The 19,240-nt window shown below is 66.0% G+C and carries 16 protein-coding genes; 7 read left to right on the forward strand and 9 right to left on the reverse strand.

Annotated features, from left to right (window positions below; all coding sequences use genetic code 11):
• The first annotated feature begins 139 nt into the window (after positions 1 to 139).
• A complete protein-coding gene (locus AB7Z56_RS37045) occupies positions 140 to 1,048 on the forward strand; it encodes a PaaI family thioesterase (protein ID WP_063985461.1) in 909 nt (302 codons plus the stop codon).
• Positions 1,049 to 1,116: 68 nt separating this feature from the next.
• Positions 1,117 to 1,482, forward strand: a complete 366-nt coding sequence (locus AB7Z56_RS37050) for a hypothetical protein (protein WP_038942774.1) — start codon at positions 1,117 to 1,119, stop codon at positions 1,480 to 1,482.
• Here the strand turns inward: AB7Z56_RS37050 and poxB are convergent.
• From poxB to AB7Z56_RS37065, 3 genes are all read right to left on the reverse strand, one after another.
• Positions 1,479 to 3,215: a ubiquinone-dependent pyruvate dehydrogenase gene (gene poxB / locus AB7Z56_RS37055; RefSeq protein ID WP_063986686.1), complete on the reverse strand. Its 1,737-nt coding sequence runs from the start codon at positions 3,213 to 3,215 to the stop codon at positions 1,479 to 1,481. The two genes, AB7Z56_RS37050 and poxB, sit on opposite strands and share 4 nt — an antisense overlap.
• An 80-nt stretch (positions 3,216 to 3,295) precedes the next feature.
• Positions 3,296 to 3,928: a 2-dehydro-3-deoxy-6-phosphogalactonate aldolase gene (locus AB7Z56_RS37060; protein ID WP_063985462.1), complete on the reverse strand. Its 633-nt coding sequence runs from the start codon at positions 3,926 to 3,928 to the stop codon at positions 3,296 to 3,298.
• 13 nt (positions 3,929 to 3,941) lie between these two features.
• Positions 3,942 to 4,856: a 2-dehydro-3-deoxygalactonokinase gene (locus tag AB7Z56_RS37065; RefSeq protein ID WP_063985463.1), complete on the reverse strand. Its 915-nt coding sequence runs from the start codon at positions 4,854 to 4,856 to the stop codon at positions 3,942 to 3,944.
• Between the two features lie 240 nt (positions 4,857 to 5,096).
• Here AB7Z56_RS37065 and AB7Z56_RS37070 point away from each other — a divergent pair, with 240 nt between their 5' ends.
• Positions 5,097 to 6,194, forward strand: coding sequence for an LLM class flavin-dependent oxidoreductase (locus AB7Z56_RS37070; protein ID WP_063985464.1), 1,098 nt, complete (start codon positions 5,097 to 5,099; stop codon positions 6,192 to 6,194).
• A gap of 57 nt (positions 6,195 to 6,251) precedes the next feature.
• A complete protein-coding gene (locus tag AB7Z56_RS37075) occupies positions 6,252 to 6,806 on the forward strand; it encodes a flavin reductase family protein (protein ID WP_187387815.1) in 555 nt (184 codons plus the stop codon).
• Positions 6,807 to 7,012: 206 nt separating this feature from the next.
• Here the strand turns inward: AB7Z56_RS37075 and AB7Z56_RS37080 are convergent, their stop codons facing one another.
• The 3 genes from AB7Z56_RS37080 to AB7Z56_RS37090 all read right to left on the reverse strand — a co-directional run bounded on the left by AB7Z56_RS37080 (position 7,013) and on the right by AB7Z56_RS37090 (position 14,141).
• The gene (locus AB7Z56_RS37080) at positions 7,013 to 8,866 is read right to left on the reverse strand and encodes a sigma-54-dependent Fis family transcriptional regulator (RefSeq protein ID WP_063985465.1); all 1,854 of its coding nucleotides are present in this window, start codon (positions 8,864 to 8,866) and stop codon (positions 7,013 to 7,015) included.
• A gap of 95 nt (positions 8,867 to 8,961) precedes the next feature.
• Complete coding sequence (locus tag AB7Z56_RS37085; protein WP_063985466.1) at positions 8,962 to 12,264, reverse strand: acetyl-CoA carboxylase family protein; 3,303 nt, start codon at positions 12,262 to 12,264, stop codon at positions 8,962 to 8,964.
• A gap of 194 nt (positions 12,265 to 12,458) precedes the next feature.
• The gene (locus AB7Z56_RS37090) at positions 12,459 to 14,141 is read right to left on the reverse strand and encodes a methyl-accepting chemotaxis protein (RefSeq protein ID WP_063985467.1); all 1,683 of its coding nucleotides are present in this window, start codon (positions 14,139 to 14,141) and stop codon (positions 12,459 to 12,461) included.
• A gap of 294 nt (positions 14,142 to 14,435) precedes the next feature.
• Between AB7Z56_RS37090 and AB7Z56_RS37095 the strand changes: the two genes are divergently transcribed.
• Both AB7Z56_RS37095 and AB7Z56_RS37100 read left to right on the forward strand, forming a co-directional pair.
• A complete protein-coding gene (locus AB7Z56_RS37095) occupies positions 14,436 to 14,936 on the forward strand; it encodes a hypothetical protein (protein WP_063985468.1) in 501 nt (166 codons plus the stop codon).
• Between the two features lie 11 nt (positions 14,937 to 14,947).
• Entirely contained in the window at positions 14,948 to 15,421 is a 474-nt protein-coding gene (locus tag AB7Z56_RS37100) for a hypothetical protein (RefSeq protein ID WP_063985469.1), read from the forward strand.
• Positions 15,422 to 15,563: 142 nt separating this feature from the next.
• Here the strand turns inward: AB7Z56_RS37100 and AB7Z56_RS37105 are convergent, their stop codons facing one another.
• Positions 15,564 to 16,163 (reverse strand): TetR/AcrR family transcriptional regulator, encoded by a 600-nt coding sequence (locus AB7Z56_RS37105; protein ID WP_063985470.1) that lies wholly within the window; start codon positions 16,161 to 16,163, stop codon positions 15,564 to 15,566.
• A gap of 171 nt (positions 16,164 to 16,334) precedes the next feature.
• On the opposite strand from AB7Z56_RS37105, the gene AB7Z56_RS37110 reads away from it, so the two are divergent.
• On the forward strand, positions 16,335 to 16,712 hold the full coding sequence (locus tag AB7Z56_RS37110) for a tautomerase family protein (protein ID WP_063985471.1): 378 nt from the start codon (positions 16,335 to 16,337) through the stop codon (positions 16,710 to 16,712).
• A gap of 34 nt (positions 16,713 to 16,746) precedes the next feature.
• Here AB7Z56_RS37110 and AB7Z56_RS37115 read toward each other — a convergent pair whose 3' ends face one another.
• Together AB7Z56_RS37115 and AB7Z56_RS37120 are read right to left on the reverse strand one after the other, a co-directional pair.
• Positions 16,747 to 17,676 (reverse strand): CobW family GTP-binding protein, encoded by a 930-nt coding sequence (locus AB7Z56_RS37115; RefSeq protein WP_063985472.1) that lies wholly within the window; start codon positions 17,674 to 17,676, stop codon positions 16,747 to 16,749.
• 4 nt (positions 17,677 to 17,680) lie between these two features.
• The gene (locus tag AB7Z56_RS37120) at positions 17,681 to 19,171 is read right to left on the reverse strand and encodes an amidohydrolase family protein (RefSeq protein WP_063985473.1); all 1,491 of its coding nucleotides are present in this window, start codon (positions 19,169 to 19,171) and stop codon (positions 17,681 to 17,683) included.
• Positions 19,172 to 19,240: the final 69 nt, after the last annotated feature.

Here is a 19,240-nt window from a genome sequence, read left to right on the forward strand (position 1 = left end):
ACGGACGAAGCGCCCACCATCGTTGCTTCGGCACACCATGTCGAGGCCAAACCGGCCCAGACAGACCTGCCTGCGGACCTGCCTGATGAGCCCCTTTCGGGGTTTTGCGCGGCGAGCGACACTGGTCTAGAACGTCGTCATGTCCACTTCACCCACCACGCTGCCGTTCGAAGAACTCGCCGAGGCGATCAAGGGCCGCCGCTCCGACTACGGCCATATCAGCGGGCTCCAGCTCGACCGCTTCGCCCCCGCCGAGGCCTGGTCCAGCCTGCCCTATCGTCCGGTCTTCGTCGGCGACACCGAGACCGGCGTGCTGCATGGCGGCGTCGTCACCGCGATGCTGGACGAGAGCTGCGGCATGGCGGTGCAACTTGCGCTCGACGGCACGCGCGCGATCGCAACCCTGGATCTGCGCATCGATTATCAGAAGCCGGCAACGCCGGGCCTCGACATCAAGGCGCATTCGGTCTGCTACCGCACCACGCGCTCGATCGCCTTCGTGCGCTCCACCGCCTATCAGGACTCCGAGGACGATCCGGTCGCAACCGCGACCGCCTGCTTCATGATCGGCGCCAACCGCACCAACATGCTCGCGGACCGCAGGATGGATTCGCGCAGCATCCCGACGCTGGAGGCGCCCGACGATCCGGACGGCCCGTTCGCCAACAGCCCGTTCGCGCGCTGCCTCGGCATTCGCGTCAATGACGACGGCACGCTGACGATGCCGTTCTCGCCGCAGATCATCGGCAATCCGATCCTGCCCGCGATCCATGGCGGCATGACCGGTGCCTTCCTCGAGACCTCCGCGATCCTCGGCGTGAGGCGCGAGCTCGGCATCGCGGCGCTGCCCAAGCCGATCGGACTCACCGTCAACTATCTGCGTTCCGGACGTGCCCTCGATACCGTCGCCAATGTCTCGATCGTGAAACAGGGCCGGCGTATCGTCGCCTTCGAGGCGCGGGCCTGGCAGGACGATGCGAACAAGCCGATCGCTACCGCTTTCGGCCATTTCATGCTGCGGCCAACGCCCGGAAGTGACGAGGAATAGGCGTATTTTCCCTTGACGACCGGAGTTCCGGCCACAACGATAGCGCGGTTCCTGCGAGAGGTATTGGATTGCGGCATCCGCTCGACATCATCGCCATGTTCGCCGCGCTCTGGCTGCTGGCGTCGATGGTGCTCGACGCGCTGACGCCGAAGGAGCTGACCGCGGTGATGATCGGCATCGCGATCGGGCCCGCCATCGTCATCACCGCCGTGTTCTACTATTTGCGCTGCCCGCGCACCGATTTCGCGGTGATGTTCGCAGCGCTCTGGCTGATCTCCGATATCGCCATTGCATTCATCTCGCCGACGCAGCTGCCGTATTTCCTGATCGCACTCGGCTTCGTGCCGGCCCTGCTGATCGGCATCGTGCTGCACTGGCAGCGCTTCCAGCACCGCCACGAGCGGCTGCCCGCGCCTTCGGTGAAGCGCGGCTAGCGCGGCAACAGGTTGGTCTTCGCGAGATCGAGCACCTCATCGCCACGCCCGTTCATCACCGCGCGCAGCACCCAGAGGCTGAAACCCTTGATCTGCTCGGGCGTGATGGTCGGCGGCATCGACAGCTCCTGCTTCGCCGTGACGACGTCGAGCAGCGCGGGTCCGTCATGGGCGAGCATCTCCTTCACGGCGCCCGGAAGCTCACCGGGGTCCTCGACGCGTTTGGCGAAAATGCCCATCGCGCGCGCCATCGCCGCGAAATCGGGATTCTCAAGATCGACATTGGTGTCGACGAACCCGGCCGCCTTCATCTCCAGCGCAACGAAGCCGAGCACGCCGTTGTTGAAGACGACGATTTTCACCGGCAGCTTCATCTGGGTCAGCGTGATCAGGTCACCCATCAGCATGGTGAAGCCGCCGTCGCCGGAGAGCGAGATGATCTGGCGGCCGGGCTGCGAGGCCTGCGCGCCGATCGCCTGCGGCATCGCGTTGGCCATCGAGCCATGCACGAACGAGCCGATCAGCCGGCGGCGGCCGTTCATGTCGAGATAGCGCGCGGCCCACACCGTGGGCGTACCGACATCGGCGGTGAAGACGGCGTCATCAGAGGCATGGTCGCTGATGACTTTTGCCAGATATTGCGGATGGATCGGCTTGCTGCCCGGTGTCCCCTTCGCAAGCGAGTCGAGCCCTTCGCGCGCTTTCTTGTAATGCGCGATGGCGTCGTCGAGATGCCTCCGCTGCGTCTTGGTCTTGAGCAGCGGCAGCAACGCCTCGATGGTCAGCTTGACGTCGCCGACGAGGCCGAGATCGATCTTGCAGCGCCGTCCCAGATTTTCCGGGCGGATGTCGATCTGCGCGACCTGCGCATCGGTGGGGAAGAACTGCTTGTAAGGGAAATCGGTGCCGAGCATCACCAGCGCGTCGCAGGCGTGCATGGCGGCATAGCCTGAGGAGAAACCGATGAAGCCGGTCATGCCGACGTCGTAGGGGTTATCGTACTCGACATGCTCCTTGCCGCCGAGCGCATGCACGATCGGGCTCTTCAGCGCTTCTGCCAGCTGCATCAGCGGCGCGTGCGCACCCGCACAGCCGCGGCCGCAGAACAGGGTGATGCGCTCGGCGCTGTTCAGGAGGTCCGCGAGCGCCTTCAGCTCGTCGGCCTGCGGCACGACCTTCGGCGCCGACAGCGCGAGCCCGCGCGTCATCGATAGCGCGCGCTTGGGCGGGCTGCGGAACGCGACATCGCCGGGCATGGCGATCACGGCAACGCCGCGCAGGCCCACGGCCGCGCGGATCGCGTTCTCCAGCACGAAAGGAAGCTGGCTCGGGTCCGAGACCAGCTCGCAATAATGGCTGCATTCCCGAAACAGGTTTTGCGGATGGGTTTCCTGGAAATAGCCGCCGCCGATCTCCGCCGAGGGGATCTGCGCGGCGATCGCGAGCACGGGAACACGGCTGCGATGCGCGTCGAACAGCCCGTTGATCAGATGCAGATTGCCCGGGCCGCAGGAGCCTGCGCACACCGCAAGGCTTCCGGTCATCTCGGCTTCGCCGGCAGCCGCGAAGGCCGCCACCTCCTCGTGGCGGACATGAATCCATTCGATGGTGCCGCGGCGGCGCAGCGCCTCGGTGAGACCGTTCAGACTGTCGCCGACGATGCCGTAGATGCGCTTGACGCCGGCCTGCTCGAGCGTTGCCACGAACAGATCGGCTACGTTGTTGATCGCCATGTCGGTCTCCTGATCTCGCTGGTGCAGCAAGATAGGATAAAGCGCGGCTATGACGGGATCACGGCTTGTTTATTTCTGGGTCAGTCTTTCACAATCGCCCGATCATAGGCCGCGATTGTCACCTTTGCGCGAGCGGCGACATCGGCGGCCGTCATGCCGGGCTTGTAGAGGCTGGAGCCGAGCCCGAACGCGGTCACGCCGCCCTTCATGTACTCGGCAAAATTCTGGTCGGAGACGCCGCCGACGGCGGCGATCATCACGCCCGCCGGCAGCACGGCGCGGATCGCGGCAATACCGGACGCACCGAGCACGCTGGCCGGAAAGAATTTCAGGCCCGATGCTCCGGAGCGCGCCGCGAGCAGCGCCTCGGTCGGCGAGAACACGCCCGGCAACGTCACCATGGCGTACTGGTGTGCACGCGTGAGCACCTGCGTATCCACATTCGGCGAAACCATCAACTTGCCGCCGACGTCATTGAGACGATCGACATCTGCGGCGGTCAGCACCGTGCCGGCGCCGATCAGGACGCTGGCCGGCGCGAGCTTCGCGGCAGTCGCGATCGAGCGGAACGGCTCCGGCGAATTCAGGGGAATCTCGATCGCGGTCATGCCGGCCTCGATCAGCACGCCGACGATCGCCTCGGTCTCCTCGGGCTTCACGCCACGCAGGATCGCGACCAGCGGCCGCTTCATCGGCGGAAAGGGAACGCTCATCTCAAGATTCCTCTCATTTCGTCCAGATCGCGGCAGCAGCCATCGACAGGCCGCGGCGAACGGCTTCATCGGCATCGATCGGCTGCACGGTGACCGACAGCGCATCGAAGGCGAGCCGGTACAGCATCGCGAGCCGCCCGGAGGCAATCAGCGTGATGCCCGCTTTCGGCACCGTGCCGGAGAGCCCTGCCGCCAGCTCGACGCCGATCAACGTGCCCGACAGCGTCTCGCGCGCGGCGGCCGGCGTGCCGCCGAACAGGAGCTGCCGCGACCGCGCAGTGAACAGAAGGTTGGCCGCAAAGGCCGGCGCTTCATACGCGGCTTTCACGGCCGCCTTGAAGCTCGCAACATCCTCGGCATCATCGGCACCGGCGACCGCGAGCGACAAGATCGTCTCGCGCGAGACCACGCTGAAGAGCTCGCCGGTCATGAAGGTGGAGAAATGCGCGACCGTGCCGTCCTTCACGCGCACCCATTTCGAATGCGTGCCGGGCATGCAGACCAGCGCTTCGCCTGCGGCCTCGAGGCCGAGTGCGCCGAGCAGCTGCGTCTCCTCGCCGCGCATCACGTCCGGCGCCCTGGTATCGCGCTGCGCGATCCCGGGCAGGATGCGAATATCGCGCGTCTCGCCGGGCACAAGCGCGGCCTGCTTCAGCACGGCAGAGAGCGGCGCAGGCGTGTCAACATAGCCGGCCTCGACCCAGCCGGTCTTGGCGCCGGCCATACCGCAGACAAGCACCGGCAGCTGGGCCGGGGCCTCGACAGCCTTGAGATGCGACTGCAGCACACCGGCAAAGCCGGCCTTGGCCGCGGCCAGCATGCCCTCATCGCTGCGACGTTCAGCCAGCAGCTGGCCGGCACGGTCGATCAGCCAGAGGCGGAAGCTACTGGTGCCCCAGTCCACCGCGACATAGGCGGGTTCGGTCATCTCAACGGGTATCCTTGGTCTCACCGGCAAGACGCCGTCTCGCGACAATGAGACGGACGCCCGCAAATCCGCCCCGGGATATCGGCTATTGCCGCCTCAAACCAGCGATTTTTCGCGGATCTGAGGCGCTCGCCGCGCTGGCACACGGCTTGCGATGCGGTGGCACACCGCTTGCTAAAGCTGTCCTGTTCAAGTCCGGGAACGCGCAACAAGACGCGTCAACATCAGATGAGGAAACCCATGGAGATCGGCTATTTCACGATGCCTTCGCATCCGCCGGAGTGCGGCCTGAAGGAAGGAAACGACTGGGACCTGCAAGTCATGCGCTGGCTCGACGAGCTCGGCTATCAGGAGGCCTGGGTCGGCGAGCACCACACCGCACCCTGGGAACCCAATCCCACGCCGGACCTCCTGATCGCGCAGGCGCTGATGCAGACCAAGAATATTCGCATCGGGCCGGGCGGCTTCCTGCTGCCCTATCACCACCCGGCGGAGCTCGCCAACCGCGTCGCGATGCTCGATCATCTCTCCGAGGGCCGGCTCAATTTCGGTGTCGCCGCTAGCGGCCTGCCGAGCGACTGGGCGATGTTCAACGTCGACGGCATGAGCGGGCAGAACCGCGACATGACCCGCGAGGCGCTGGAGATCATCCTGAAGCTTTGGTCCGATCCCGCGCCCTTCACCTACAAGGGCAAGTTCTGGACGGTGACCAAGCCGGACACGATGTTCGACTTCCTCAAGCCCCACATCAAGCCGCTCCAGGCCCCGCATCCGCCGATCGGCGTTGCCGGGCTCTCGAAGAACTCGGACACGCTGAAGCTCGCCGGCGAGCGCGGCTTCATCCCGATGAGCCTCAACCTCAATCCGGCCTATGTCGGCAGCCATTGGGATTCGGTCGAGATCGGCGCCGCCAAGACCGGCCGCAAGCCGAACCGCGCGGATTGGCGCCTCGTACGTGAGGTGTTCGTCGCCGACACCGACGAGGAGGCCTGGAAGCTCTCGACCGGCGACATGATGGGCCGGATGATGGGAGAGTACTTCCTGCCCCTGCTCGGCCATTTCGGCTTCAAGGACTATTTGAAGCACGCGCCCGACGTGCCCGATAGCGACGTCACCGTCGAATATTGCGCCAAGCGGAACTGGATCGTCGGCTCGCCCGCAACCGTCGCCGAAAAGATCGAGAAGATCTACGACGAGGTCGGCGGCTTCGGCGTGCTGCTGGTGTTCGGCTTCGACTACAAGCACAAGCCGGAGGCCTGGCGCCATTCGCTCTCGCTGCTCAGCAAAGAGGTGATGCCGCGCCTGAAGCATCTCGGCTCCGCGAAGAAGGCCGCTTGACGCGCGGCGGGTGCGGCGCAATCGTGTCGCACCCGCCCCCGTTTCGGAGATTTCGGCGTGAGCGTCGACGCAAAGGATTTCAAACTTGCAATGCGCCAATGCGCCGGCGCGGTTGCGCTGGTCACGGTTGGCGCCGAGCACGGCAAGCGCACCGGGCTGACGGTGACATCAGCCTGCTCGCTATCGGACAATCCGCCGTCCCTGATCGTCTGCGTCAACCGCAACGCCAGCGCACATGCGCGAATCCGCGAGGAAGGCGCCTTCGCGATCAACTTCTTGCACGAGGACCATGCCCTGCTCGCGCTCACCTTCAGCGGCCAGAAGGGCGTCAACGGCGACGACCGATTTGCCTTCGGGCAGTGGACGCGCGGCACAACCGGCGCGCCGGTGCTGACGGATGCGGTCGCCGCATTCGACTGCGTGCTGGCGCAGGAGTTCGAGACCAAGACGCATTCGATCTTCGTCGGCGAGGTGCGCGGCGTCTCGCATTCCGACGAGGCCGCGCCGCTGGTGTATCTGCGTAGCAGCTTCCACGTTCCTCACGAGATCCGCGGCACCGTTTCAGTCGGCGACCTCGATTCCCGGCATCTGAGCTGGAGCGATTTTTCGTAAGAGCGCGCCCTAGTCTCGGTGCCCCTTCCTTCTCCCCTTGCGGGAGAAGGTGGCGCGACGCGCCGGATGAGGGGTATCTTTCCGCGCACGCAAATGGCGAGGTGAATCCGCGGAGGCAGACCCCTCACCCGTCTCGCCGCTACGCGGCGATCCACCCTCTCCCACAAGGGGAGGGGGGAAGAAAGAACGCCGCATGCGACTGAACGCTACTGCGCCGTCTCGATCTTCAGCTGCTTGATCTTGCGATACAGCGTGGCACGACTGAGCTTCAGCGCCCGCGCCGCCTCTGTGACGCGGCCACCATGCTTGCGTAGCGCCTCGACAATCGTCGCCCGTTCTGCCGCCACCAGATCCGGCTCCGTCCTCCCACCGAACGGAGGCAGATCGAGATCGGCGTCCATGATGACGCCGTCCTCGGCCGTGCAGCCGGCAAGCCGCAGCACGTGGCGGAGCTGGCGCATGTTGCCGGGATAGGGATAGGCCGAGAGCAACGCCCAGGCCTCCTCCGACAGGCGGCAATCCGGCGCCTCCTCGCGCGCGATCTGGCGGATGATATCGTCTCTGTCGGCGCGCTCGCGCAACGCCGGCAGTCGCACCTCCATGCCGCGCAGGCGGAAGTAGAGATCGGCGCGGAAGGCGCCCTCCTCCGCCATGCGGCTGAGATCGCGATGGGTCGCGCTGATCAGGCGGATGTCGACCGGCACCGGCTTGAGCGCGCCGAGCGGCCAGACCTCGCGGTTTTCGAGCACGCGCAACAGGCGCGTCTGCAGCGCGATCGGCATGTCGCCGATCTCGTCGAGGAACAGCGTGCCGCCGTCGGCCTGCACGATCAGACCCTTAGAGCCGTCGCGGCGCGCGCCGGTGAAGGCGCCGGCCTCATAGCCGAACAGCTCGGCGTCGATCAGGCTCTCCGGCATCGCCGCACAGTTCAGCGCGACATAACGGTTGCGGGCGCGGTTGCTCGCCGCATGAATCGCGCGCGCGAACACGTCCTTGCCGACGCCGGTCTCGCCATGCAGCAGCACCGGCAGATTGTGGTCGCCGATGCTCCGCAGCCGTTTGACGCTCTTGATCAGGCCAGGATCGCGACCTGCGAGCCGATGCAGCGAATCGAAACGATCGACCGGAACGTCACGACGCAGAGTGGACGGCCTCGCCCGCAGCGGCGGCGCGACATGTCCCTGCCCGAGCGCGCTGCCGTCGGCGCGGCGCAGCTCGACGACCTCGTCCGCACCACGCGCAGCATGATGATCGAACTTGATATAGCGCGACAGATCGATGCCCGATGCGATCAAGCCGTCTGTGAGGCCCAGCAGCGCGCGCGCCGAACGGCAGGCGCCGACGATGCGGCGATCGTCGTCATAGGCGAGCAGGCCGCTGCCGCCGTCGCCCGGCACGGTGGCGATCCAGGCGTTGCGGAAATAGCCGCGGAAGATCGCGCCCTCCATCCGCCGCGTCGCCTCCATCGTCACCGCGAGCGCGAGCTGATGCGCGGCGCGTTCGAGATCCTCGCGGCACGAGGTGATGTTCACGGCACCGGCGAGCCGGCCGGCCTGATCGAACAACGGCGCCACGGCGCAGGAGAACATGTGCCACTGCGCGCGGAAATGCTCGTCGCGATGCACCAGGATGGGCTTCTCTTCGGCAAGCGCGGTGCCGAGCCCGTTGGTGCCCTCGAAGGTCTCGGCGAAATTCGAGCCGGTGTAGATCTTCCAGTCCAAGAACATCTTTGCGTCGGCTTCCCCCGGCAGGCGGCTGAACAGCATGGTCGCGTTCGTATCAGCCAGATTGACGCAGTAGCCGGCCTCGCGCAGCACCCGGGCGAGATCGTCGAGCTCGGGCATCGCGAGCCGGATCGTCTCCTCCATCGGTTCGGCGACGTGCCGGATCTCGGCCTCGGTCAGCGTCTGCGGCGGGCCCTGGCGCGCGGGATCGAGCTTGTGGCTGATTACGCAGCGCCGCCAGGAATTGGCGATCCGCGACGAGGCATCGACGTCGGCCACGTGGTTGGCGACGGACAAGACACGGGCGACATGGTTCGAGGCCGAAAGGCTGGCCATCGCGGACGTCTCCACCCTGCATTATTGTGCAAAGTCTGGCAGCACAGGCGGGGATGTCAATCGGGAACCGGGACGCAGCTATTGCTGCACTGCGCTCACCACGTATCGATGCAGGGTCGCTTCTTCTTCGTCCTCGCGGGCGGCCTCGGCACCGAGCGCACGCCCGCCATGATCCAGCGCCGCGTCTCGGCGGGGTCGATGACGTTGTCGATCTCGAACACCGAGGCGATCGAGACCGCCTTGCCGTTGGCATAGAGCTCGGCGACCTTGTTCCGATAATAGGTCTCGCGCTCCTCGGGGTCGGCGATCGCCTCCATCTCCTTGCGGAAGCCGAGGCGGACATACCCCTCCAGGCCCATGCCGCCGAATTCGCCGGTCGGCCAGGCCGCGGTGAAGAAGGAGGCGTGGAAGCCGCCGCCGATCATCGACTGCGCGCCGAGACCATAGCCCTTGCGCAGCACGATGCCGAACAGCGGTACGGTAAGGCTCGCACCTGTCACGAACATGCGCGAGACGTGGCGCACGATCGCGGTCTTCTCGGCCTCCGGGCCGACCATGAAGCCGGGCGTATCGCAGAGCGAGACGATCGGCAGATCGAAGGCATCGCAGAGCTGGAGGAAGCGCGCGGCCTTGTCGCCGGCGTCGGCATCGATCGCGCCGCCGAGATGGCGTGGATTGTTGGCGATCAGACCGAACGGCTTGCCCTCGATGCGGATCAGCGCGGTGATCATGCCGACGCCGTAGTCGCGGCGCAGCTCCAACACGGAATCCTTGTCGGCGACGAGATCGATCACGCTGCGGATGTCATAGACGCGCAGGCGGTTCTCCGGGATCGCACGACGAAGCAGGCGCTGGTCGGCCGCTTGCCACTCCGTCACCGCGCCCTGGAAATAGGACAGGTATTTTTGCGCCACCCGCGTCGCCTCCTCCTCGTCCTCGACGAGGATGTCGATCACGCCGTTCGGTGACTGGAAGGAGACCGGGCCGACCTCGGCCGGGTGATAGACGCCGAGACCGCCGCCTTCGATCATCGCCGGACCGCCCATGCCGATCGAGGCGTTCCTGGTGGCAATGATGACGTCGCAGCAGCCGAGCATCGCGGCGTTGCCGGCGAAGCAATAGCCGGAGACCACGCCGATAACCGGCACGAGGCCGGAGAGCCTTGCGAACTGGACGAAGGACGGGCCGTCGAGGCCGGTCATACCGAGCCGGTCGGTGTCGCCGGGCCGGCCGCCGCCGCCTTCGGCATAGAACACCAGCGGCACGCGCCAGTCTTCCGCAAGCGTCAGCATGCGGTCGATCTTCTTGTGGTTCATGTGGCCCTGTGTGCCCGCGAGCACGGTGTAGTCATAGGCCACGACGATGCAGCGGCCGCCCTCGGCGCCGAACTTGTCGGCATTCACCGTCGCAACACCCATCACGAGGCCGTCGGCCGGTGTGCTCTTGATGAGATCGTCGAGCTTACGGCGGCGCCGCTGCGCTGCAATCGCAAGGCTGCCATATTCCATGAACGAGCCGTCGTCGACGAGCTGCGCGACGTTCTCGCGCGCGGTGCGCTGGTTGGTGTTGCGGCGGCGCTCGACCGAGGCCGGTCGGTTGGCATCGAGCGTATTGGCCTGGCGCGCGATCATCTCGGCAAGATCAGGGCGGATGTGGTCGAGATCGACATCGGCTTCCGCTGCCGACGCATCGGCCGCGACGTCGAGCGGCTCCAGATACATGATCGGTTCGCCATGCATCAGGGTAACGCCATCGGCGGCCACGAGCTTCATGACGCGGCCGCCCTGCTCGGCCATGACCAGATGCTCCATCTTCATGGATTCGATCACGGCGAGCTGCTGGCCCGGGCGCACGATCTCGCCTTCCTTCACCTGGATGGTGACGATGGTTCCCTGCAAGGGCGCTGCGACCATCACCGCGCCTTCGGGCACGATCTGCACGACGTGCGTCTCGGCGCCATGGCCGCTTCGCTCGGTCGCGGCAAAATAGAGCGGCTTTGCCGCGCCATCGGCCGCCTCGACCAGCTTTGCGATGTTGCGATCGATGAAATCGGTCGCAATGCGGTTGGTCCTGAAATCGGGATGTGCGAGCACGGCCTGGAGGAAGGCGATGTTAGTGACGACACCGTCGATCCTGAACTCGCGCAAGGCGCGCGAGGCTTTTGCCACGACGTCGTGCCAGGCTTCGCCCGGCGTGTGCACGATGACCTTGGCCAGCAGGGAGTCGAACGCCGCGCTGGTTTTATAGCTGGCATAACCAAAACTATCGACGCGGACGCCGGGCCCCGACGGCGGCTCGAACACGGCGAGCACGCCGCCGGTCGGATGCGTCGCCCCCAGCTCGTCCAGCGTCTCCATGTTGACGCGGAGCTGCATGGCGTAGCCGCGCGGCTTTGGGATGGAGCCCTGTGCCAAACCAAGGGAGGCCAATGTTGCGCCGGCGGCGACCGCAAGCTGGGCCCGGACGAGGTCGAGACCGAGCACTTCCTCCGTCACGGTGTGCTCGACCTGAAGCCGCGGATTGGCCTCGATGAACGCAAAGCTGTCCTCGGCCGTGCCGTCGACCAGGAACTCGAAGGTGCCGAGATTGTCGTAAGCCGCCGCGGTCGCGAGCTGCCTCGCAGCCTCGATGATGCGGCCGCGCAAGGCGTCGCTGAGCGACGGGCTCGGCGCCACCTCGATCAGCTTCTGGTGCCTGCGCTGGATGGTGCATTCGCGCTCCCAGAGATGGGAGATCGCGCCATGGCGATCGCCGATGATCTGCACCTCGATGTGGCGGGCCTGGCGGATCAGGCGCTCGGCATAGACGCCGTCGAAGCCGAACGCCGCCTTGGCCTCGGATTGGCAGCGCGCATAAGCTGCCGCGAGATCGGCGGCATTCTCCACGACACGCATGCCGCGGCCGCCGCCACCGGCCATCGCCTTGATCACGATCGCCGCGCCCTTGCCGAGGGATTCGAAGAATGCCGTGATCTCCTCCAGCGACGAAGGCCCGCTGGTGCCGGCGATGATCGGCACGCCGCAACGCTTCGCCAGTTGCCGCGCCGCGACCTTGTCGCCGAACAGTTCAAGCGCGGCCGGCTTCGGCCCGACGAAGGCGATGCCCGCATCCGCGCAAGCCTTGGCGAACGCGGCGTTCTCGCTGAGGAAGCCATAACCGGGATGCACCGCGTCGCAGCCGGCGCTCTTCGCCGCCTTCACCACCGCTTCGATATCGAGATAGGCCCGTGCGCCGCGGCCGGGGATTTCGACCGCCTCGTCGGCAACACGCGCGTGCAGCGACAGCGCGTCATCGGCCGGATGGATCGCGACCGTCGCGATGCCGGCATCGGCCGCCGCGCGCGCGATGCGGATGGCGATCTCGCCACGGTTGGCGATCAGGAGTTTCTTGAACGACATGCGGCGTCTCCATGCCCGCGGGCCGAGGCGCGGGTCGGCAGGTTCGATGATCCTGCTTCTTCACTTTAACCGCAGCCGTCAAGGGCGGGAAAGCCGGTCGCGGTGACCGGTCCCGCGGGCCGGAATATCAATTGCCCGCGCGCGCCGTGACGAGGCGGATAGTCCGCGTCACGGCAGATAGTATGAACGCGATGTCAGGCCGCCCGCACGCCCGCAACGAAGGTGCTGACCTCGTTCTCCAGTGATTGCAGCTTCTGCGACAGCCGGCCGCTCGATTGCAGCACGAGGCCCGCGGCCTGGCCCGTTTCCGCCGTGGCGTCGGTGACACCGGAGATGTTCTGCGAGACCTGGTCGGTGCCGGACGCCGCCTCCTGCACGCTGTGGGCGATCGCCTGCGTCGCGGCGCCCTGCTCCTCGACAGCGGCGGCGATCGACGAGGAGATCTCGTTGACCTCCATGATGGTCTTGCGGATGCTCTCGATGTTGCCGACAACCTGGTTGGTCTCGGCCTGGATCGCGGTGATCTGCGCGCCGATCTCGTCGGTCGCCTTCGCGGTCTGGCTCGCCAGCGATTTCACCTCGCTCGCGACCACGGCAAATCCCCTGCCGGCCTCGCCGGCGCGCGCCGCTTCGATGGTGGCGTTGAGCGCGAGCAGGTTGGTCTGCGAGGCGATCTGGTTGATGAGGTCGATGACCTCGCCGATCTTGTGCGCGGCGACGGCCAGCCCCTGCACGGTGTCGTTGGTGCGCTGACCGTCCGCGGCCGCCTTGTCGGCCACGTTTGCAGCCTGCGCGACACGCTGGCTGATCTCGGTGATCGAGGACGACAGCTGGCCGGCGGCGGACGCCACTGTCTGCACATTGCTCGACGCCTGCTGGCAGGCGGTCGCGACGAAGCTTGCGCGGTCTGTCGCCTTGTTCGCGGTCTCCGACATGCCTTGCGCGGCCTGCTGCATCGCGCGCGCCTCGGTGAAGACGTCGCGGACGACGGCCTGAACGCTCGCCTCGAACTTGCCGGCGAGATCGGCCATCGTCTTGCGTTTCTCGTCGTCGGCCCTCTGCTTGGTCTCCTGCTGCTCGGCATGCATGCGGCTCACCGCCGACGCATTGTCCTTGAACACGGCAAGCGCCTTGGCGAGCCCGCCGACCTCGTCGCTGCGGCCGGTGTAGGGCACCTCGAACGCGCTGTCGCCGGCGGCGAGCCGCTCGGTCAGCGCGGTGATGTTCGCGAGCGGCCGGGTCACGCTGCGGCCGATCACGAAGGAGCAGGCCAGCACCAGGACCAGGACGGCCAGACAAATGTAGGCGAATGTCGTCGCATTCTGGCGAAAAACGGCATCGACGTCGTCGAGATAAATGCCGGTACCGATGATCCATCCCCAGGGCGCAAAGCCCTTCACATAGGAGATTTTTCCGACCGGCTGCTCGAAGCCCGGCTTCGGCCAGAGATAGCTGTAGAAGCCGGCGCCCTGCTTGTTGACGACGTCAACGAAACCCATGAACAGCGCGTTGCCGGCAGGGTCCTTCATGCCAGAGAGATCCTTGCCGTCGAGCTCGGGCTTGATCGGGTGCATGACCATCTTGGGGGCCATGTCGTTGATCCAGAAATACTCGACCTTGTCATAACGCAGGCTCTTGATCGTTGCGATCGCGGCGGCCTGCGCCTGCTCGCGCGGCAGCTTCCCCTCGCTCTCGAGCGTCTGATAGTGCGCCAGGATGCCGTAGCCGACATCGACCATGTGCTGCGTCTTGGCCTGGCGGTCGGCGATCATCTGCGCGCGCAGGGTCGAGAGCGCGATCGGCGCAAGAGCGATCATGCCGAGGAGGCTGATGCCGACAATCAGGACCAGCTTGAAACTGATGCGGGAGAAAAACATCGGTGCTCGCAAGAATTGGAAGGTCTGATATGCCAGTTTATCCCGCACCCCTTAGCGAAGCTTTAAGCATTCGGGTTCCCCAAATCGCCGCAAAATTGCGTCGGTGGCCGCCGGCGTACTGCGTGCGGCTTGGCAGGCCGGCGAGGCTTGGCTGCATCCGGGATCCCGGCTCTTTAGATCTAGAAGACCTCGATATCGCCGCTCCAAGCGTTGACTTGCGGTCGGCTCTGGCGGAACGATCGGCGCAGATCATCAGCGCCAGCTGTGGCGTGAGCTGCAAAGGCCAGAGGCTCAATGCATCAATCGACATATGGCAAGTCCCTCGACCTTCCCGCGCTGTGCGCGGCGGAGCGGCTCTTCATCTGGGGATTTCGGGCCAAGGCACGCAGCGGAAGCGCCGTTCCGACCGCGGCCGATATCCAGCAAGTGTACGACCACTTTCGCGTCGGCGACGCCGTGCCGTCGCTGGAATCCATCATCGAGATCTTCGCTTGCACGGCGCATACGGCCATCGAAGTTCATTGCCCGACCTGTCCGAAGATGTCCGACAGCGAGCATGGAATCTTGCGGGCGATCGCCGCGGCACAGCAGGAACGCATCGACGTCGCGCGCGAGCAGTTCGAGAGCTGGCTGCCGCCGGTCGGTGCCGATTGGGCTCTCGCGCCCGTGCAGGGGCTTGCAACGATCTTCCGCATGGCCGGCCTCATTCTGCCCGACCGACACGTTCAGTCTTTCGACCATGACCGGACGATGGCGATGAAGAGCTGGCTGGTCGGAAGTCCCACGCTGCACTGACGGGATCGTTCATGCTCCACGATACGTGTGGTTCTGCGCCAGTCGAAACAGCCGGCCAGCCGCGGCTCTGTCCGCTCCAGGCCGCGCTTGCGGCGCGTCCCTGCGTCGAGAGCTACGATGAATTTTCCCGCGTTGCGCTGTCGCTGTTCCGATTCATCGGAGCGGCCTATACGACCGGCGCCTCCGATTGCTGGGAAGCGGCCTATCGCTTCGCCGACGAGGCGTCGGGCATCGCCGACAGTCCGCTGCTGGTGGCGCGTGCTGCTGCGCTCGTCAGGATCCTGCGCAGCGGCCGGCCGTGCGAACTGTGCTTCATGCCGCCCTCGTGCCGGCGCCTCTCGCAGGACGAGGCGGAATTGATGCGACTGCTGGCGGTCGCGCGCCGCAACCAGCCGGGCGAACTCGAATCCATCGTTTGCCAGTTCGTCGGGAACGAGAACGAGATCGCGACAACGCGGGCCGTCAACGCGCTTGCCTTGTGCTGACGCTTTGATGGGTTCTAGTCGCATCTCAAGCGACCTTGCGCTATCAACGTCCTCATGGAGACGCAGTGCTCGATGCCCTCCATAAAACCTCCAGACGGCCCCAGGGATCACCACCGCTGGGGTCGTCGTTTTGCGGCCTGACCTAACCGCCCTTCTTGCCGAGCACGAGATCGATGGTGTGAGCCGCGATCTTGCGCAGCTGCGGCTCGTCGCCGAAGGCACGTTCGAGCACGCCAAGGCCGCGCGTCACCGTGATGATGTGCAGCGCTGCGGCCGCGGGATTGCCATTGAACTCGCCGCGCTCTGCGCCTGCCGCCAACGTCTCTTGAACCAGCATGGTGATGCGCGAGATGAGGCCCGCAAAGGCCTGACGCGCGTCTTCATCCAAGCCCTCCCCTTCGGCCGCGCCGAGCTCCATCAATCCGCGCGTGGTCGGACATCCCCGCGGTGGCGAGCCCGAGCGGAAGTTGGTGATGGTCAGGTCGAAAAACGCGGTGAGGCGTTTTCGCAATGAGCCCGCGCCGAGCGCCTTTTGCAGGGCGAGGAGATAATCGCCCGCATAACGCTCATAGGCCTGGAGGAACAGCGCCTCCTTGCTGCCGAAGGCATTGTAGAGGCTGCCGCGCTGAACACCGGCATCGCGCGCGATGTCCGACAGCGACGTGCCGCGCACGCCCTTGCGCCAGAACTGGTCGAACGCGATACGCAGGACGTCGTCGTGGTCGAACTCGCGCGGCCTCAAATCCTGCTCCTCTGCCCGGCAAAAGTATTTGACACGACGTCAATAACGTGTTTTCTCGACATCGTGTCAAAAACTAATTGGGATTGATAGCCCGTTCCGTCAATGGGCCCAACGGCCGGCGCTTGCGTGCGCCCTGGCCGATCGGGCCCGCATGCCAAAAGGGACCCGCCCATGCCTCTCCTTCACATCTCGATGCGCGCCGGCAAACCGGAAGCCTATCGGCAGGCGATCCTCGATGGTTTGTACCTCGCCATGCGCGAGGCGCTGAACGTGCCCGAGGGCGACGAGTTCATGACCATCAGCGAGCATGACGCCTCGAACTTCCGCTGCGGCAATGCCTATGGCGTCAAACGCAGCGACGACGCCGTGCTGATCCAGATCACTGTGTTCGCATCGCGCACGGCGGAGCAGAAGAAGGCGCTGTACCGGCGGATCGCGGAGCTTCTCGGCGAAAACCCGGGCATCCGCTCCGAGGACGTGTTCGTCAACGTGCTCGACGCCCCCGCGGAGAACTGGTCCGTCGGAAACGGCATCGCGCAATTTGCGTGAAGTGAGGGGCGTGCTTCTGGCGTGATCGCTTGCTTCACCCACCCGCAATACACGCCTCCATGATCCCGTCGAGCTCGGCCTTCGAGAGCACGCCGAGTTCGGCGATGAATACGATCCGCGCGCGCGGCACGCCCGGTGCCGGCGCATCGCCGGGCGCGAGCGTCGCGCGGCCGGCGGCGAACTGAAACACCATCTGGCGCCCGGGTTGCTCGACGGTCTCGAACAGGCCTTTTGCGCGCGCAAGCTTTGGCGCCAGGCGGCCGATCGCCTGCTGCAGGCGCGGCAGCGACAGCGGCTGGTCCGAGGTCCAGCTCAGCGTCTCGAAGCGCTCCTCGGACGGCCGTCGTGGTCCAGGGTCGCGCGGCGCGGGCGCACGATTGACAGCCGCGGGAAACAGCAGCACGGACGGAATCTCGCCGTGCCTGGCATCGACCACCACGGCGGGGACGCGTTGCGCGCGGATGGCTTCGCGCATGCGGGCGCCTGCGCCCTCGTCCGCCAGGTCGAGCTTGCTCAGCGCCACGATATCGGCGACGCGCAGCTGCGACCGCATCAGCGCATCATCCAGAGCCGCCGGCAGCGTCGCCGCATCCATCACGCAGAGCACGGTTTCCAGCGGCGCCTCGCGCAGGATCACGGGGTCCATCAGGTTGCGGACGATGTCGGCGGGATCGGCGACGCCGCTGGTCTCGATGACGATATATTCGGGCTTCGGATCGCGCCGAAGCAGCGTCGAGAGCGTGCGCAGGAGATCGCCTTCGAGCGAGCAGCAGATGCAGCCATTGGCGAGGCTGACCACGCCGTCGCTCGCACCCGCGATCAACTCCGCGTCAATGTTGATCGCGCCGAAATCGTTGACGATTGCCGCGATACGCCGTCCCTCCGCGTTCGCCAGCAGATGGTTGACGACCGTGGTCTTGCCCGCCCCCAGAAAACCCGTCACCAGGAGAATGGGGACCGGCATGGGATCAGCCCTCGACGACGGGACGGCGCACGGGGCGGCCGGGCCGCGCTGCCACGTCCAGCACACCATCGCTGATCAGCGGCTGGCCGCTGACGATCAGATGCCGCACGCCTTCCGACGGACGGTTCATCGCCGTGAAGGTCGCGCGGTCCGAGAGCTTCTCGTAGTCGAACACGACGATATCGGCATCGGCGTCCATCGCGAGCCGGCCCTTGGCGCGCATCGCCGGCGTGCTCTGCGACAGGATCTCTGCGGGGATCAGCGCGCATTTGCGCACGCCTTCCAGCAGCGACACGGTCTTGCGCTCGCGCACCCATTCGCGGATGAATTTCGTGAAGCAGCCGGCCGAGCGCGGATGCGAGGTGGCATCATCCGGCAACGGCCAGGCATCGCCGGTGTAGGTCTTGCCGTCCGACGTCGTCCACGGCATCGCATCGGACGCGATCGCGCCGCCGGGATACAGCACCGACATATCGAGCAGATCGCGATGATGCGCATTATTGTCGGTATCGAGGATGTGCCAGAGCACCAGCGAGGACGGCTCTTCGGCCTGCGCCTTCAGCAGCTCCTCGCGATCGCGGAAGCGGTGACCGTCGGTCACGCGCTGCACTGAGTCATAACCGGTGCCGTTGCGCTCGACGAACTGGGGATCACTGAAGAAGGCCGCTGCCAGCACGGTCGAGCCGGTGCCGTAGGGATAGGCCTCGACCGTGATGGGCAAGCCCTGCGCCTGCGCCTTCTCGACCAGCACGCGGCAGCGCTCGATGTCGGTCTTGCTCGACGAGTTGAAATGGCAGATGTGCATGTGCGCGCCGGTGGCGCCGGCATAGCCGATCAGGCGGATATAGGCTTCCGCCGCACTTTCGGGGTCGACGCGCGACATGTAGGCGACGTGGGTGAAGGTCGGCACGTCCTGCCTCGCCGCGAGCTGGCAGACCGCGGTCAGCTCCTGCACGCCGGCACCCGGCGCATAGGCGTTCAGGATGCCGATGCCGATGCCGCCTTCGTTGAGGCCGCGCGAAAGACGCTCGAGGATGCCGGCGACCTCCGCATCGCTCGCCACGTTGTCCATCCAGCGGCGATCGCGCATGGCGTTGCCGAACGCCTCCAGCGAGCTCTCCGCATTCGAGCCGGTCATCGCACCGATGCGCGCAAAGGCCCAGTTGGTGGCGGCGCCGTAGTTCAGCACGCGTCCCTTACGCGCCTGGCGCTCATACCAGGAGGCGACCGGCAGCACGCCGGCCTCGAGATCGAGCGTCGTCGTCACGCCGTCGAACGCCTGCATGCGGTCGGCCGGGATCGACTGGCCATGCGCGTGGAGGTCGATGAAGCCCGGCGCGACCACGAGCCCTGTCGCGTCGATCACCTGCTCGGCGCCGCCGAGGCCCGTGCCGACCGCGGCGATCTTGCCGTCCATCACCGCCACATCGCCAATGGCATCCATCCCGCTCGCGGGATCCACCACCCGGCCGCCAGAGATCACCAAGCCGCTCATGTCAAAACTCCGCATGCTATTGCCAGAACCTCCGAAGGCCCGGCAGCAGCTCCGGAGGCGCGGAGCGCA

Origin of the sequence: Bradyrhizobium sp. 482_C4_N1_8 (assembly GCF_052075965.1) — a bacterium.
Taxonomy (GTDB): Bacteria; Pseudomonadota; Alphaproteobacteria; order Rhizobiales; family Xanthobacteraceae; genus Bradyrhizobium; species Bradyrhizobium barranii.